We start from the raw sequence: 14,722 nt of genomic DNA, 5'->3' as shown, positions 1-14,722 counted from the left end.
CGGAACTCCCATCCTCGGAGCCGAGGCTCCGCCTGAGTTCCTCCCCGCTCTGTGGTGGACCTGAGAGATTCAGCGCCCGTGTGGACGCCTTGCACCGCCGGTGAGCCCGGATGGGCTGCTTTTCAGAGTTGCCACACTGCGGCGGTACTGGGCCTGAGAGATTCCCGGGGAGGAATTTGCTCCTTCGGCGCCCGGACTGGGCTCTCCCGCTGCAGCGTAATGGCGTCTTCAATTATCACGCCGAAGCTATCGGGGAAAGACCGGCCGCGCAAGGAACGAGGGTGATCAGTACAGGAAGATCGGCAGCCACTCGGGGTTGTGCGCATGCACAAGCACGAGGAACACCACCAGGTCGAACAGCAGGTGCACGCTCACCACGTAACTGAGCGACTTCACCCGCGAGAAGATCCAGCCCTGCAGCAGCGCGAACGGAATGGTCAGCAACGGACCCCAGCTTCGGTAGCCCAACTCCCAGAGGAACGACACGAAGATCACGGCCTGCAGCAGGTTCGCCTGCCAGAGCGGGAAATGTCGGCGCAGCAGGGTAAACACCACGCAGATGAAGAACAGCTCGTCCCAGATGCCGACCACGTTCACCCCGACGAACAGGCGCGCCAGCTCATCGGGCTCGTGGATCGCCGGCCAATTCTGGTACGCCCCGGAGCCGATGAAATAGGTCGGCAGGATGGCCCAGCCGAGCAGCACGACGATCACCAGATACCAGCGTTCCAGCCGGGTCCAGCGCCGCCCGGTGTTCACCGGGAACCGAATCGTGTGCGTGCGGTAGCCGAACCGGTCGATCAGGTACGGAACCAGCACCGCGAGCGCCAGCACCGCGCCCATCAGCAGCATGTTGCCGTAACTGATGTCGGCTGCCACCGATATGGTGCTGATGATCACGAGCCCGAGCCCGATCAGCACGAGGTCGTTGAACAGCGCGCGCCGCGGGAGCGCCAGCGCGAGGCTCAGCCCGAGGGTGACGTAGCCGGCGACCTGCAGGTCGAGACCGAACAGCAGGACTGCGGATGTCGCGACGCCGGCTGCCGGCACGAGCGCCCACGATACCCGCGGCGGAGCGTCTGTCGCGGTTGTCGTCACGCCATCCAGCATGTCGCGCCCGGGCCGGGGTGTCGAGTCTTGCGAGCGGGCGAGCCCTCCCAAAAGTTCAGGAATCCGGGTCGCGCGACGAGCACCGAACCCGGAGTTCCCGCGAGACAGCAACCGCCCGCCGACGTGGTTTCCTGAATTTTCGACGTGGCGGGGTCTGGAGCAGCGACATCCGCCGTCGTCAAGGTCTTGGCGTTTGTGCACTTCGGGTGGACACTAAGGCATGCCAACAGCGACGATGACCGCGGCCCAGCGGAAGACATTTGGACAACTGCTGCGCACTGAGCGCGAGGAACTCGACCAACAGATCCTCGCGTTGAGCGGCGAACTCCAGGAGGTGCTCGACTCCCGCGGCGAGGCCTCGGCGGACGACGAGCACGACCCGGAGGGCCCGACGATGACCGCGGAATGGTCAACACTCTCCGGTGTCCACGGGGACGTGCTCGCCCATCGGGACGCCGTCGACCGTGCTATCGCCCGCATCGACGCGGGAACCTACGGCACCTGCCTGCGCTGCGGCCAGCAGATCTCCCGGGAGCGGCTGCGCGCGCGCCCGTCTGCCGATCTCTGCATCGACTGCGCACGCGCCACGGAGCCGCACCGCTACTGACGGGTTGCGCTAGCGCGGCGGCGCCAACTACTCGAGCGTGCCGAGGATCCGATCAGCGAGGTCGCGCAGCTGCCCGTCGGTCGCGGTCACTCCGGACTGCTCGCAGCGTTCCCGCAACAGGGCGAGCACCGATTCGTGCGCGGCCCCGAGCTTCACATCGGACCGCACCTGCTCGGCGATTCCGATCAGTCGCTCCTGGTTGGTGGCATCCGTCGCGCCGTCTTCTACTGGTTCAGTCTGAAACTCACCCATCACCCCATGGTTGCGGATGCCGCGGACACTGTCCACCGTTGGCAGAATGTGGGCATGGCCACTTCCGTGCTCGCGATTCTCAATCAGCCCTCGACGGATGCCGCGGCCCACGCGCCCGGAGCACCCCCCTTCGCCCTGGCCGACCCCGATGCGCCGCACGTCACCGTGTCGGATCTGGGCGTCACCCGCGGTGACGGAATCTTCGAGACCATCGGTGTCGGCAACGGCCACCCGCAGGCGCTCGAGGCGCATCTGCGACGGTTCGCCCACTCGGCCGAGCTGCTGGACCTGCCGGCGCCGGACACCGACGCCTGGCGTGCGGCGATTCTGGCCGTGATCGACGCCCTCGGCCCGGTGGCGGAGGCCTCGATCAAGACCGTGATGACGCGTGGGGTCGAGGGCGACGGTCGGCCGACCGGCTGGGTGCACGGCAGCGTGTCGCCCGACTACACCGAGCAGCGCACCACCGGCATCCGGGTGGTGACGCTGGACCGCGGCTTCACCCACGACGTGCAGACCCGCTCGCCGTGGTTGCTCGCCGGCGCCAAGTCCCTGTCGTACGCGATCAACCGGGCCGTGCTGCGCGAGGCGGAACGGCGCGGCGCCGACGACGTGATCTTCGTCTCCAGCGACGGCTTCGTGCTCGAGGGCCCCACCTCCAGCGTGCTCGCGCGCCGCGGGACCACCCTGATCACACCCGGCACCGGCCTCGGCATCCTCGACGGCACCACGCAGGGCAACATCTTCCGGTTCGCCGGCGAGCAGCACCTCGACACCGCATTCGAGCTGCTCACCGTGAAACAGCTCGCGCGAATGGATGCACTCTGGCTGGTTTCGAGCGTCCGGCATGCCGCGCCGATCAACACGCTCGACGGGTCGCCGATGCCGGTCGACGCGGAGCTGACTTTGGCGATGAATGAGTTCCTGCGGCGACCCGAGGGGTAGCGTGCGCGTCTCGTCCGCGAACGGAGGGGTAGCGCGCGCTTCACCCGCGAGGGCAGGGATGCGGGTTCGGTGGTTCTGTGGTTCGGTGGTTCGCGGGGCCACTGTGGTTCGGCTAAGAGGAGATGGGGGCGACACGCCTATTTCCGTGGCATCCTGACTCGGTGTGTCGCCCCTCCTCCGGTTTTACGAACAGTCGGAGACGCTCCGACCCGTTCGGCGGCGTTCTAGGACACTTCGGCGACCCGAAATCCACCCCTACCCCGGTTCCGCGGGCGAGCGTAGCGTTTGAGTATGACCAAGCACCACCATCCGAAACCGGATGACGAGAGTATCAAAGCTGCAGCGAAGGCTGAAGCTGAGGCGAAGCGACGCGACAAGCGACCAGCTCCGCCGCGTGACGAAGGCGGCGAGGATCCCCTGACGGTGATGCACCCCAGCCCGCTTGAGACGCGCACCGACCCGAACACCGGGCTGCCGCCGTCGCGACATGCGTTCAACTAGGAGCACACAACGCGCGTTCTAGGAGCGCACCATGAGTGAGGACACAGGGGCACCCGAGGAAGGTGCACCGGCCAACGAACAGGGTGCCGATGATGAGACGGTGGCTGAGCCAGACGACGGGCAGCTGGGGCAGGAAGTCGGCGGCCTCACTGACCCGCGGCCTGAGAGGCGCGACGGAGACTTGGGGATGGGAATCGACTCGGCAAACGATCCGCAGGCATCGCCAGATGTGGGTGGCCCGACCTGAGCTCGAGGCTAAGGCCGACACCACGGTCGCACCCGCGCCCGGGCGTATCGGCGGCCCGGACGATATCGGTGCCCAGAAGGATGTCGGTGGCGCAGAGGGCGTCGGTCGCCCTGACGATGTCGCTGGTCCGCAGGATGTCGGTGGTGCGGAGCATTCTGAGCCGCATGGCAACGTGGGCTGAGTTCGTTGCTGCGAGTCCAGAGCTCGCAGCGAAGGTACGCGAACGGTTCGACTCCGGAACCAACAAGACCATCGCCACCCTGCGCCGCGATGGGTCGCCGCGAATCAGCGGCACCGAGCTCAGCTTCTCCGACACCGAGGCACATCTCGACATGATGCTCGGAGCCAAATGGCACGACCTCACCCGCGATCCGCGGTTCGCCGTGCACAGCCCCACCCTGGAGCCGCCCGCCGAGCCCACCGAGTGGGTGGGCGAGGCGAAGATGTCGGGAGTGGTGGTGCCGTGCGATCCTCCGACGGAGGGTGCGATTCCGGATGCCGCGTACTTCACGCTCGACATCCGAGAGGTGGTGCACACTCGGGTGGCCCCGACCGGCGACAAGCTGTTGATCGAGAGCTGGCATCCTGACCGCGGCTACGAACTGCGCGAGCACTAGGCCGGCCAGTAGGCCGGCCCCATAGGGAGTGGGAGGCCGCCTTACGAGTCGAATCGTGACGCAATCCCCCTCTCACGGCCACCGAATCGCGCACACTGGATGGATGACCTCGCTCGTCGACGCGCTCGCTCAAGGCCCCGTCGTCCTCGACGGTGGTCTGGGCACGTTGCTGGAATCCGAGGGCCATGACCTGTCCAGCGACCTCTGGTCGGCACGTCTTCTCGTGGAGAATCCGGATGCGATCCGCCGCGCCCACGAGCAGTTCTTCGCCGCGGGCGCCCAGGTGGCGATCTCGTCGTCGTACCAAGTCAGCTTCGAAGGCCTCGCCCGGCGCGGCATCGGGGGCGCCGACGCCGAGCGGCTGCTGCGGCTGAGCGTGCAACTCGCGCTCGACGCCCGGCCCGACGGCGACCGGTGGGTGGCGGCATCCGTCGGCCCATATGGCGCAATGCGCGCCGACGGGTCGGAGTACCGCGGCGACTACGGGCTCACCGTCGACGAGCTGCGCGCCTGGCATCGGCCGCGCATGCGAGTGCTGGCCGACAGCGGCGCCGACGCGCTGGCGATCGAGACGATCCCGTGCCTCACCGAGGTCGAGGCGGTGCTCGCCGAGTTGCACGACACGCGACACCCGGGCTGGCTGGCGGTCACGGCCGCGCGCGGCGTGCTTCGCTCCGGTGAATCGCTCGCCGAGGCCTACGCCCTAGCGGACGCGGTCGACGAGGTCGTGGCGGTGGGGATCAACTGCGCCGACCCTGACGACGTGGCTGCGGCGATCGACGCGGCCCGCTCGGTGACGGCCAAACGGCTGGTGGTCTACCCGAACAGCGGCGAGCGCTGGGACGCCAAGAATCGCGCCTGGCTGGGAGACCCGGGCTTCTCGGACGCGCAGGTGCACGACTGGATAGCCGCCGGGGCGCGACTGGTGGGCGGCTGCTGCCGGGTCGGGCCCGAGCAGATCCGCCGGATAGCCGCCTTGACCTAACGGCAGGGAGCGGGCGCGAGCGCACGCAGCAGGCAGCGGGCCCACGCAGCAGGCAGCCGGGCGCGCCACAATGGGGGAATGCAAGACCTGACCGTGCGCGGCGGCCCGGGAGCCCGGGTGGACACAGAACTCGACGTGAAGCGGTCCCGGTTTCTCACCCGGCTGGTGCGGGTGGAGAGCGAGGATGCCGCGCGCGCGGTGATCGATGCGGCACGCCGTGAGCACTGGGACGCCCGACACCACACCTCCGCGTTCGTCATCGGTGTGGCATCCCCCGGCCAGGTCCGCCGTTCCAACGATGATGGCGAACCCTCGGGCACGGCGGGCATGCCGATGCTGGACGCGCTCACCGGCCGCGGGTTCGTGGACGTCGTCGCGGTGGTCACCCGGTACTTCGGAGGGGTGCTGCTCGGCGCGGGCGGGCTGGTGCGCGCCTATTCCGGCGCCGTGCTGGCCGCCGTCGACCGGGCCGAAGCCGAGCGGCTGGTGGTGCGGCGCGAACGTCGGCAACTGTTCGAGCTCCCCCTGCCGCACGCCGATGCCGGCAGGGTCGAGTCCGAGCTGCGCCGCCGTGGTGTGCTCGTGGTGGGCATCGGCTACGGCCAGCAGGCGGTGCTGCGGCTGGCGTCGACGGATGCCACGGCAGAGCTCGACGGGATCGTCGCCGGCGTCACGGCAGGGGAAGGACGGATGCGGCCCGCGGGCCACGAGTGGGTGGACGTCGAGCCCGGCTGACCAGACTCTCAGCGTGTCGATCCGGCCGCGGCGACGTACGCTGAAGCAATGAGTCACACCCCTCCGAAAGCAGCACAGAAGCCGCACAAGAGAGTGCACCACGGCGACGAGTTCATCGACAACTACGAGTGGCTGCGCGACAAGGAGAATCCGGCGGTACTCGCGCACCTGACTGCGGAGAACGAGTACACCCAGGCCAGAACCGAGCACCTCGCCGTGCTGCAGGAGCAGATCTACGAAGAGATCAAGCAGCGCACGCAGGAGACCGACCTCAGCGTTCCGATCCGACGCGGCGAATGGTGGTACTACACCCGCACCATCGAGGGCGAACAATACGGTGTGCACTGCCGCGCCCCGATCAGCGCGGCGGATGACTGGGTTCCCCCGGTTCTGGACGAGTCGGGCGGCACCAGCCTGCCCGGCGAGCGGGTGATCCTCGACGACAACAAGGAGGCCGAGGGTCACGACTTCTACGCGCTCGGCAGCTTCGACATCAGCGTCGACGGCTCCCTGCTGCTCTACGGCGTCGACACCGAGGGTGACGAACGGTACACGCTGCGGGTGCGCCGGCTGGACACCGGGCAGAACCTGCCGGACGAGATTCCCGGAACCTCCTCCGGGGCCCTGTTCGAGCCGAGCGGCCGCTTCATCTTCTACACCACCGTCGACGAGGCCTGGCGGCCGGACAAGGCCTGGCGGCATGAGGTGGGCACCGCGGCATCCGACGATGTCATGGTCTTCGAGGAGAAGGACGAGAAGTTCTGGGTCGGCATTGGTCGTAGCCGCAGCCGCCGGTTCGTGATGATCGAGTCAGGGTCGAATATCACCAGCGAAACCTGGCTGCTTGACGCGGCCGACCCGACGGCGCCGTTCCGGGTGATCTGGCCGCGCCGCACCGGTGTCGAATACGAGGTGAAGCACGCCGTCGTCGAGGGCGAGGACCGGCTGCTGATTGTGCACAACAACCAGGCGATCAACTTCGAGCTGATCTCGGTGCCGGTCGCTGACCCGCTCGGCCCGCGGCGCGTCGTGCTGCCGCATCGCGCCGATGTGCGGTTGGAGACCGTGGACGTGTTCCGCGACCACGTGGTCGCCGAGTACCGCCGTGAGGGCATGACCCGGGTGGGCATCGCGAAACTGCCGCACGCCGGCGGGGTGCCGATCGACGACCACAAGAACGGGCGGTTCACCGAGCTGACCTTCGATGAGGAGATCTACTCGGTGGGCACCGCCGGCAATCCCGAGTGGGAGCAGCCCACCGTGCGGCTCGGCTACACCAGCATGGTGACCCCGTCGACCGTGTACGACTACGTGGTGCAGACCGGTGAACTGCGGATGCTGAAACGGCAGCCGGTGCTCGGACGTTTCGATCCCGCCGTGTACGAACAGCGCCGGGAATGGGCGACGGCGGAGGACGGCACCCGCATCCCGATCTCGATGGTGTTCCGGCGTGACCTGGCACAACGCGGCGACCCGGCACCGACCTTGCTGTACGGCTACGGCTCATACGAGCACAGCGTCGACCCCGGATTCGGAATAGCCCGGCTCAGCCTGCTCGATCGCGGCATGGTGTTCGCGATCGCGCACGTGCGTGGCGGCGGCGAACTCGGCCGGCTCTGGTACGAGCACGGCAAGCTGCTGCACAAGCGCAACTCCTTCACCGACTTCGTGGCCTGCGCGAAACACCTGATCGACGAGGGTTACACCAGGCCGGAGCAGCTGGTGGCGGAGGGGCACAGCGCCGGCGGGCTGCTGGTCGGCGCGGTGGCGAACATCGCGCCCGAGCTGTTTGCGGGGGTGCTCGGCGGCGTTCCGTTCGTGGACACCCTCACCACCATCCTCGACCCGTCACTGCCGCTCACCGTGATCGAGTGGGAGGAGTGGGGCGACCCGCTGCACGACCCTGAGGTGTACGCCTACATGAAGGCGTACAGCCCGTACGAGAACGTGCACAAGCGGGAGTACCCCCGCATCCTCGCGGTCACCAGCCTGAACGACACCCGGGTGCTGTACGTGGAACCGGCGAAGTGGGTGGCGCGGCTGCGCGAAGTGGGCGCCGACGTGCTGCTGAAGACCGAGATGGCCGCCGGGCACGGTGGCGTCTCCGGCCGGTACCGGGCCTGGGAGGAGCGGGCGTTCGACTACGCCTGGGTGCTCGACGCCGCCGGGGTGCACCCGCAATAGCGCGACGGCGCAGGTGCCAGACAAAGCGAAAGGCTCCGAGTCCTTAACGGAACTCTGGAGCCTTTCTTGTCCAGAGGTTTCAATTTCACTGGTTTTCACCAGGTCGGTTTCGCCTCTTTCGTACGTTCCACAGTACGCCGGGCGTCCAGAAATACAAGAGCGGAATCCGTGCTTTTCGGCACGAATTTCCACTGAATCGCTACGAGCATCACTCGGTGGCGAGCAGCACCTTGCCGCGTACGTGCCCCGCCATCAGGTGCCGGTAGGCGTCTTGCACCCGCTCGATCGGGTAGATCGAGTCGATCGGCAACCGAATCTCACCGGATGCCACGAGCCTGGCCATCTCGGCCAGCTCCTCCCGACCGGCGGCCGGACCGCCGACGGTGCCCATCCCGAGCTCGGGGCGGTAGGTTTTGGCGGCGATAGTGTTGATGCGTGAAGCCGGCACTCCCAGTTCGAGGGCGACGTCGATGGTGGCACGGCCGTTCTGGTCGAGCACGGCGGTGATGCCGTCGGGCGCCAGCTCGCGCAGTCGTCCGGCCAGTCCGTCACCGTAGCTGACCGGGATGACGCCGAGCGAGCGCAGGAAGTCGTGGTTCGCCTCGCTGGCGGTTCCGATGACCGTGGCGCCGGACCGCACGGCGAGTTGCGCCGCCAGCACCCCCACTCCCCCGGCGGCGGCACTGACGAGCACGGTGTCGGTGGCGGTGATCCCGAGGGAGCGGACCGCCGCCCAGGCGGTACGCCCGGCGATGTCCAGTGCGCCAGCGCGCTCGAGGTCAAGCCCTGGTGGCAGCGGCAGCAGATGAGCGGCATCCGTGATCACGAAGTCGGCCTGCGCGAACCCGCGCACGCCTCCGTAGACGCGGTCGCCGGCCTGGATTCCCGCGACGCCGCGACCGACCTCGTCGACCACTCCGGCGAAGTCGTTGCCGTTTCCCGACGGCAGGGTGACCCCGTAACGCTCAGCCGACGGGCCGCCGCTGAAGATCTTGGCGTCGACCGGGTTCAGGCCGGCGATCACCACGCGCACTCGCACCTCACCCGGGCCGGCGGTGGGCGGCGGAACCTCGACCAGCTGCAGAACCTCGGGGCCGCCGAACTCGGTGAAGATCACGGTGCGCATGCCTCCACCTAAGCATGTGGCTGCGCAAGCCGATAAGGGATGGTCCGCCCAGGCCGCGAAATTGTCAATCCCGCGTGGCGTTCACCTTACATTCATGTACCTCTGGTCGAATGTCATAAGTAGGCGAAGTGAATCGGTAGCGATTTCACCACAGCGACTCAAAGGACATCCTTGTGACGATGCGAACGGCCGAGTATCCCAGGCCGGACCACTTCATCCTCCATCTCAGCGACACGCACCTCCTCGCCGGCGGCGACAGGTTGTACGGGTCGATCGACAGCGAAGCCCACTTGAGGCGGCTGTTCGACGAACTCGAGGCCTCCGACGGCCGTCCTGAGGCCATCATCTTCACCGGAGACCTCGCCGATCGCGGCGAACCCGACGCCTACGCGCGGTTGCGCGCCATCGTCGAGCCCGCCGCCGATCGGCTCGGTGCCCAGGTGATCTGGGTGATGGGCAACCACGACGACCGGTCGTCGTTCCGGCTGCAGCTGCTCGGCGAGATGCCGTCAGAGCACCCGATCGACGCGGTGTACAACGTCAACGGGCTGCGGGTCATCACGCTTGACTCCACCGTTCCGGGCTTCCACCATGGCGAAGTCTCCCCCGAGCAGCTGGACTGGCTCGCCGCCGAGCTGGCGACGCCCGCGCCGCACGGCACCCTGCTTGCCATGCACCACCCGCCGGTTCCGAGCGTGCTCGACCTCGCGGTCTCCGTGGAGTTGCACGATCAGGCACCGCTTGCCGAGGTGCTGCAAGGCACTGACGTGCGCAGCATCCTCGCCGGTCACCTGCACTACTCCTCCACCGCCACGTTCGCCGGCATCCCGGTGTCTGTGGCGTCGGCGACCTGCTACACGCAGGACCTGAACGTGCCGACCGGCGGCACCCGCGGCCGCGACGGTGCGCGCGCCTTCAACCTGGTGCACGTGTACCCGTCGACCGTGCTGCACTCGGTGGTGCCGCTCGGCGAGTTCCCGGCGCTCGACTACATCGATGCCGGCGAGACGGAGCGGCGACTGCAGGCCTCCGGCATCCGCATCGCCGACCGGATCAACCCGCCGGTGGAATCAGACCCGCCGATGACGATGCCGATCCCGGTGCTGCACTGACGCCTGCGCTGACTGCGGTACTGACAGATGCGACATCCGCACCGTTCTCCCAGGGCGCGGCAATCGGGAAGTACCGGTCGAGGAAGGTGCGCACCGACGCGGTGCGATCCTCCGCATTGATCTCCGGCTTGCTGCCGTCGTTCAGGCAGAAGAAGTCGTAGGAACGCCGCTTCAGCAGCCGTTCCATCTGGCCCTGCGCCCGCTTCAGCGTGGTCTCCACGTACAGCGTCTTGGCCTGCTGCTGCACCACCGCACGCCCGGTCATCAGCGCGTAGTAGTGGTAGAACGAGTTGGTCACCGAGACGTCGGTGGCCGACCGGAACGGGCTCGCCGTGGTGCGGGCGAAGTCCTGCCGGAACTCCCGCTCCATCTCGAGCAGCACGCTCTTGCGTAGCGGCGTGGCCGCGTGCTCCAGGTGGCGGGTGGTGATGCGGCCGAACCGTTCATGCAGCAGCCGCCGGTTCACCCTGGCGGCGTTCTCGAAGCCGCTGCGGCTCGGGTCGCTCTCGCCGAGGCCGATCCGGGTGGTGGCCTCGATGAACTTGGTGATGCCGCCGGGCGAGAAGAACATCTCGGGGCGCACCGGCCGGCCGAAGAACATGTCGTCGTTCGAGTACAGGAAGTGTTCGGCGAGCCCGGGGATGTGCTGCAGCTGCGACTCGACGGCGTGCGAGTTGTGGGTGGGCAGCGCGTCGGGGTTCTGGAAGAACTCCTCGCTGCGCACCACGGTGACCCGCGGGTGCCTGGCCAGCCAACTGGGCACCGGTGAGTCGGTGGCGATGAAGATGCGCCGGATCCATGGCGCGTACATGTACACGCTGCGGAGCGCGTACTTGAGCTCGTCGATCTGCCGGAATCGCGCCTCGGAGTCGTCGCCGTCGCCCACCACGTAGCTGGCCATGCGGCGTGCCCTGGCCCGCTGGAAGTCCTCGGACGACCCGTCAACCCAGGAGAAGACCAGGTCGATGTCGAAGGTGATGTCGCTGGCGTGCTGGTCGAACATGCCGCGCAGCGTTGGCCAGGTCTGACCGTGGCGGTGCACCTCATCGGTGACCGCTTCGGCGCGCGGCAGCCGCTCCCGCATCAGGGCGTTGGGCAGCGGGGCGATGATCTCGTCTTCGCCGAACTTCCACAGCTCCAGCTGCACCGCGGTCGATGATCCGTAGCGCAGCCGGCCGATCGGTTCGATCCGGGGACGATACAGGCGGAACACGGATGCCTTCCGGCCACCGCTCAGGGAGCCCTCCGCCAGCAGCACCGGCTGGTCGGTGTGGCCGTCGAGCGGCTTGGAATAGAACGGCTCGTTGGCGAACGCGGTAGCGAACGCGGCCTCGAGCGCGCGTCGATCCTTGCGGTCGATCGCGATCACCAAGCGGTCCTTGTCGCCTCTGACCAGCAGGTAGCTCACGCCAGACTCGTCGAGCACCCGGCGGATGTCGTGCAGGTCTTCGAGCATGGACTCCTGCGGGGTCAGGTGACCGTTGATGAGCGTGAACATGCCCTTCCGCACGACGATGTCGTCACGGTCGAGCCGTCCGGGCCAGGAGTCCGGGGAGACGACTACGAGTTCGTTGGTCATGGCATCGCCTCTCAGGACAATGCTTCGGTCAGCAACGCGACGAGCGCCTCCACCTGCACCGAACCCTCGGCTGCGACCTCCGCGTCGGATCCATCGAGCGCCCGGGCGGCGAGGCCGGCCTTGCTGCCGATGAGTTCCGCGATCTTCGTGTCGATGGTCTGCGCGGCGATGATGCGCCATGCGGTCACCGGCAGTTCCTGCCCGATGCGGTGCACCCGGTCGATGGCCTGCGTCTGTTCGGCGTCGGTCCAGCTGAGCTCCGCCAGCACCACGTTCGACGCGGCCTGCAGGTTCAGCCCGACGCCGGCTGCGGTGAGCGAGCACACCGCGACCGCGACATCCGGATCCTCCTGGAATGCGTCGATCTGCTTCTGCCGCTGCTGCGACGTCTGGTCGCCGCGGATGCTGATCGTCTTGAGGCCAGACTTGGCGAAGTACGCCTCGGCCTGGTCCATCACGTCGATGTGCTTCGCGAAGAACACCACCTTGCCCACGTTGCGAGCCAGCTGGACGGTGTAGTCGGCGGCGGGCACGGCCTTGGCCTGGCCGATGCGGCGCACCATGGTGAACACGTTCTCACCGGTCTTCTGCGACTTCGATTCCTCGAGCTCGGCGTGCGCGACGAGCCGGATGAGCTCGTGGTCGACGTCGTTTGTCGGGGTCTGCCGGTTGGCGAGCACGCGACGGTAGCGGTCGACGAGGCGGCTGACCAGGGCCTGCTCGGCCTCGCGGATCGATCGGCCCAGTTCGTTGTCGAGCTCGACCGGGATGTCGGCGATGCGGCGGGCCGGGATGTCGGCGGCGACATCCACCTTCTTGCGGCGCACGATGCCCAAGTCGATCACGGACTGCCTGGCCTCGGCGAAGAAGCCGAAGTCGGCCGGGGTGAGCCCGGTGTCCTCGAGCTTGTCCATCAGGTCGGGCAGCGGTTTCTTGTCGTCGATCCAGCCGAGGAACTGCCAGATCATGCGGAAGTCGTCGATCTGGTTGATCAGCGGGGTTCCGGTGAGCGCCATGAACAGGGCACGCGGATGCAGCGCCCGGATGCTCTTCGACAGGGAGAGCACGTTCTTGGAGCGCTGCGACTCCTTGTTCTTGATGAAGTGCGCCTCGTCGACCACCATGCCGCGGAAGCCGCGCTTGGCCAGCCAGTTGACGTGCCGGTCGAGCACCTCGTAGTTGACGATCACCACGTCGGCGAAGGCGTCGATGTCGTCGCCGTCGCCGTGCACCACGGTGGCGGCACGCTTCGGGGTCCAGCGTTCGACCTCGCGGGCCCAGTTCATCTTGACCACGTTGGGCACGACGACGAGCAGCGGGTACGAGTTGGAGACGTGCGCGGCGAGCAGCGCCTGCGCGGTCTTGCCGAGGCCTGGCTCGTCGGCGAGCAGGAAGGTGCGGTGGCCGTCGCGGGCGCTTTCGATCAGCTGCGCCTGGTGCCGCATCAGGTCGAGGGTGCCGGGGGTCTGCAGCGACTTCGCCTCTGGCAGGTCCATGACGGCGGATCCGCCGCCGGCGCCGTACTCGAACGCTCGGAACAGCGGCTCGATGAGCTCCCAGTTGCCGAGCCGGTTGGAGCGGTTCTCGACCGGCTTGTCCGGCACGTTGCTGAAGTCGGGGGCGAGGAACGGGTTGTAGCGGGCGAACTGGCGCACCGATTCCGGCACCACCTGCTTGTCGGCCTGGGTGTCGACCGGCTTCGGCTCGGTGACCACGATCAGCTCGTCTGCGCTCAGTTCGACGCCGGCGGAGAGCAGCAGGTCACGCTTCAGTTCGCGGGCCGCGGTGCTGATCGGGGCGTCATCCGCCAGCAGGGTGATCAGCGAGGTGTCGCGGGCCGCGGTCTTCGCGAGGATCCCGGCGAGACCGTCGAGTCGCTTCTGCTCGTTGGCGCGAGCGGCCTCGGTGATGTCCTTGTCGGCCTTGATGCGCGCGCGTTCCTCACGCAGCAGCACAGCGGCCACCTGGAACTTGGCGCGGTTGGTGGACTTCACCGGTCCGCGCTGGGCGGCCGCTTCGATCTCGCGGGCGACGCGGGCGAGCACGGGGATGACCCCCGCCTCGTCGCCGTGGGCGCGCCGACTGGTCGTCGAGCGACTGCTCGATGATGAATGCTGCTTGTTCCGCTGGCCTGAAGTGGCCATGCTCCTCCTCGTTGCTTCTCGTATTCAGAAGCAGGGCGAGACAGACGGCCCTGTGCCGGCGTCTCGAAGTACGGTTCCCGACGTGAATCTGTCGGGGAAACGCTCGTGGCGGTTCCAGACCCACTCGTGTTGCGAATGGTGGATGCCGCGGCGCTACACCTATTCTATGCCGACTGGCGCGAAATTCGGTGCACGCCGAGCTCAGTGCACCGAACGGTCTTTCACGAACACGCCGGCACCGATGAAGATGAGCGCCGCAATGTACTGCATGCCGAGCCAGAGGTCACCCTCGAAGCCGAACGGGAACACCGGGTTCCACAGCACCGCGATCGCGGCGAGCGGTAGCACCCACCACCAGCTGCGTGCCTGGACGGCGAAGACCAGCACGATAACCGCGAAGATGCTGACCACGTAGCGGATGATCGTGAACGAGTCGGTGCCGATCAGGGCCACGCCGATCAGCAGGGCGATGACGGGAATGATGCTCGGCAGCAGCGCGGTGCGACGGAAGGCGGGGGCGTTGTAGTTCGTCATCCCCTTCAGCCTAGTTGCGGCGTGGGGATGGGCGGGGCGGCTCA

General features: G+C 67.6%; 16 protein-coding genes and 2 riboswitches. Of the genes, 10 read left to right on the top strand and 6 right to left on the bottom strand.

The genetic code is table 11. The features are described 5' to 3' along the window. Window positions 1–39: 39 nt before the first annotated feature. Window positions 40–132, bottom strand: a riboswitch (glycine riboswitch). Next, a riboswitch (glycine riboswitch) is annotated at window positions 133–219 on the bottom strand. A 66-nt stretch (window positions 220–285) separates the two neighbouring features. After that, entirely contained in the window at window positions 286–1,098 is an 813-nt protein-coding gene (locus HCT51_RS04260) for a CPBP family intramembrane glutamic endopeptidase (protein WP_224760659.1), read from the bottom strand. A 232-nt stretch (window positions 1,099–1,330) separates the two neighbouring features. On the opposite strand from HCT51_RS04260, the gene HCT51_RS04255 reads away from it, so the two are divergent. Beyond that, window positions 1,331–1,717, top strand: a complete 387-nt coding sequence (locus tag HCT51_RS04255) for a TraR/DksA family transcriptional regulator (protein WP_166870660.1) — start codon at window positions 1,331–1,333, stop codon at window positions 1,715–1,717. 27 nt (window positions 1,718–1,744) lie between these two features. Here the strand turns inward: HCT51_RS04255 and HCT51_RS04250 are convergent, their stop codons facing one another. Then, window positions 1,745–2,005, bottom strand: a complete 261-nt coding sequence (locus tag HCT51_RS04250; RefSeq protein WP_166870658.1) for a hypothetical protein — start codon at window positions 2,003–2,005, stop codon at window positions 1,745–1,747. An 18-nt stretch (window positions 2,006–2,023) separates the two neighbouring features. On the opposite strand from HCT51_RS04250, the gene HCT51_RS04245 reads away from it, so the two are divergent. The 8 genes from HCT51_RS04245 (at window position 2,024) to HCT51_RS04210 (ending at window position 8,183) form a co-directional block, all read left to right on the top strand. Further along, window positions 2,024–2,914, top strand: a complete 891-nt coding sequence (locus HCT51_RS04245; protein ID WP_166870656.1) for an aminodeoxychorismate lyase — start codon at window positions 2,024–2,026, stop codon at window positions 2,912–2,914. Between the two features lie 291 nt (window positions 2,915–3,205). Continuing rightward, window positions 3,206–3,415: a hypothetical protein gene (locus tag HCT51_RS04240; RefSeq protein WP_166870654.1), complete on the top strand. Its 210-nt coding sequence runs from the start codon at window positions 3,206–3,208 to the stop codon at window positions 3,413–3,415. Window positions 3,416–3,446: 31 nt separating this feature from the next. Next, window positions 3,447–3,662: a hypothetical protein gene (locus HCT51_RS04235; RefSeq protein WP_166870652.1), complete on the top strand. Its 216-nt coding sequence runs from the start codon at window positions 3,447–3,449 to the stop codon at window positions 3,660–3,662. Continuing rightward, window positions 3,649–3,843: a hypothetical protein gene (locus HCT51_RS04230; RefSeq protein WP_166870650.1), complete on the top strand. Its 195-nt coding sequence runs from the start codon at window positions 3,649–3,651 to the stop codon at window positions 3,841–3,843. The genes HCT51_RS04235 and HCT51_RS04230 overlap by 14 nt, the downstream gene beginning before the upstream one ends. Continuing rightward, window positions 3,827–4,279 carry a pyridoxamine 5'-phosphate oxidase family protein gene (locus HCT51_RS04225; protein ID WP_166870648.1) on the top strand — a complete coding sequence of 151 codons (453 nt, stop codon included), beginning with the start codon at window positions 3,827–3,829 and terminating at the stop codon, window positions 4,277–4,279. Before HCT51_RS04230 ends, HCT51_RS04225 begins: the two co-directional genes overlap by 17 nt. A gap of 103 nt (window positions 4,280–4,382) precedes the next feature. Further along, a complete protein-coding gene (mmuM, locus tag HCT51_RS04220) occupies window positions 4,383–5,264 on the top strand; it encodes a homocysteine S-methyltransferase (RefSeq protein ID WP_166870646.1) in 882 nt (293 codons plus the stop codon). Between the two features lie 78 nt (window positions 5,265–5,342). Further along, on the top strand, window positions 5,343–5,999 hold the full coding sequence (locus HCT51_RS04215) for an IMPACT family protein (protein ID WP_166870644.1): 657 nt from the start codon (window positions 5,343–5,345) through the stop codon (window positions 5,997–5,999). 48 nt (window positions 6,000–6,047) lie between these two features. Then, on the top strand, window positions 6,048–8,183 hold the full coding sequence (locus tag HCT51_RS04210) for a S9 family peptidase (protein WP_166870642.1): 2,136 nt from the start codon (window positions 6,048–6,050) through the stop codon (window positions 8,181–8,183). 208 nt (window positions 8,184–8,391) lie between these two features. On the opposite strand, the gene HCT51_RS04205 is transcribed toward HCT51_RS04210, so the two are convergent. Further along, on the bottom strand, window positions 8,392–9,309 hold the full coding sequence (locus HCT51_RS04205) for an NADP-dependent oxidoreductase (RefSeq protein WP_166870640.1): 918 nt from the start codon (window positions 9,307–9,309) through the stop codon (window positions 8,392–8,394). 173 nt (window positions 9,310–9,482) lie between these two features. Between HCT51_RS04205 and HCT51_RS04200 the strand changes: the two genes are divergently transcribed. Next, the gene (locus HCT51_RS04200) at window positions 9,483–10,421 is read left to right on the top strand and encodes a phosphodiesterase (RefSeq protein ID WP_279588076.1); all 939 of its coding nucleotides are present in this window, start codon (window positions 9,483–9,485) and stop codon (window positions 10,419–10,421) included. Here the strand turns inward: HCT51_RS04200 and HCT51_RS04195 are convergent. From HCT51_RS04195 to HCT51_RS04185, 3 genes are all read right to left on the bottom strand, one after another. Next, on the bottom strand, window positions 10,363–12,000 hold the full coding sequence (locus HCT51_RS04195) for a stealth family protein (protein ID WP_166870638.1): 1,638 nt from the start codon (window positions 11,998–12,000) through the stop codon (window positions 10,363–10,365). The genes HCT51_RS04200 and HCT51_RS04195 overlap by 59 nt on opposite strands. 11 nt (window positions 12,001–12,011) lie before the next feature. Then, window positions 12,012–14,144 carry a DEAD/DEAH box helicase gene (locus HCT51_RS04190; RefSeq protein ID WP_166870636.1) on the bottom strand — a complete coding sequence of 711 codons (2,133 nt, stop codon included), beginning with the start codon at window positions 14,142–14,144 and terminating at the stop codon, window positions 12,012–12,014. Window positions 14,145–14,345: 201 nt separating this feature from the next. Further along, complete coding sequence (locus tag HCT51_RS04185) at window positions 14,346–14,678, bottom strand: DUF6804 family protein (RefSeq protein ID WP_166870634.1); 333 nt, start codon at window positions 14,676–14,678, stop codon at window positions 14,346–14,348. Window positions 14,679–14,722: the final 44 nt, after the last annotated feature.

Source organism: Salinibacterium sp. ZJ450, from assembly GCF_011751885.2.
Classification (GTDB): domain Bacteria; phylum Actinomycetota; class Actinomycetes; order Actinomycetales; family Microbacteriaceae; genus Ruicaihuangia.
Note: the sequence above shows the minus strand (reverse complement) of the source record. Positions and strands in the feature narration are given on the sequence as shown.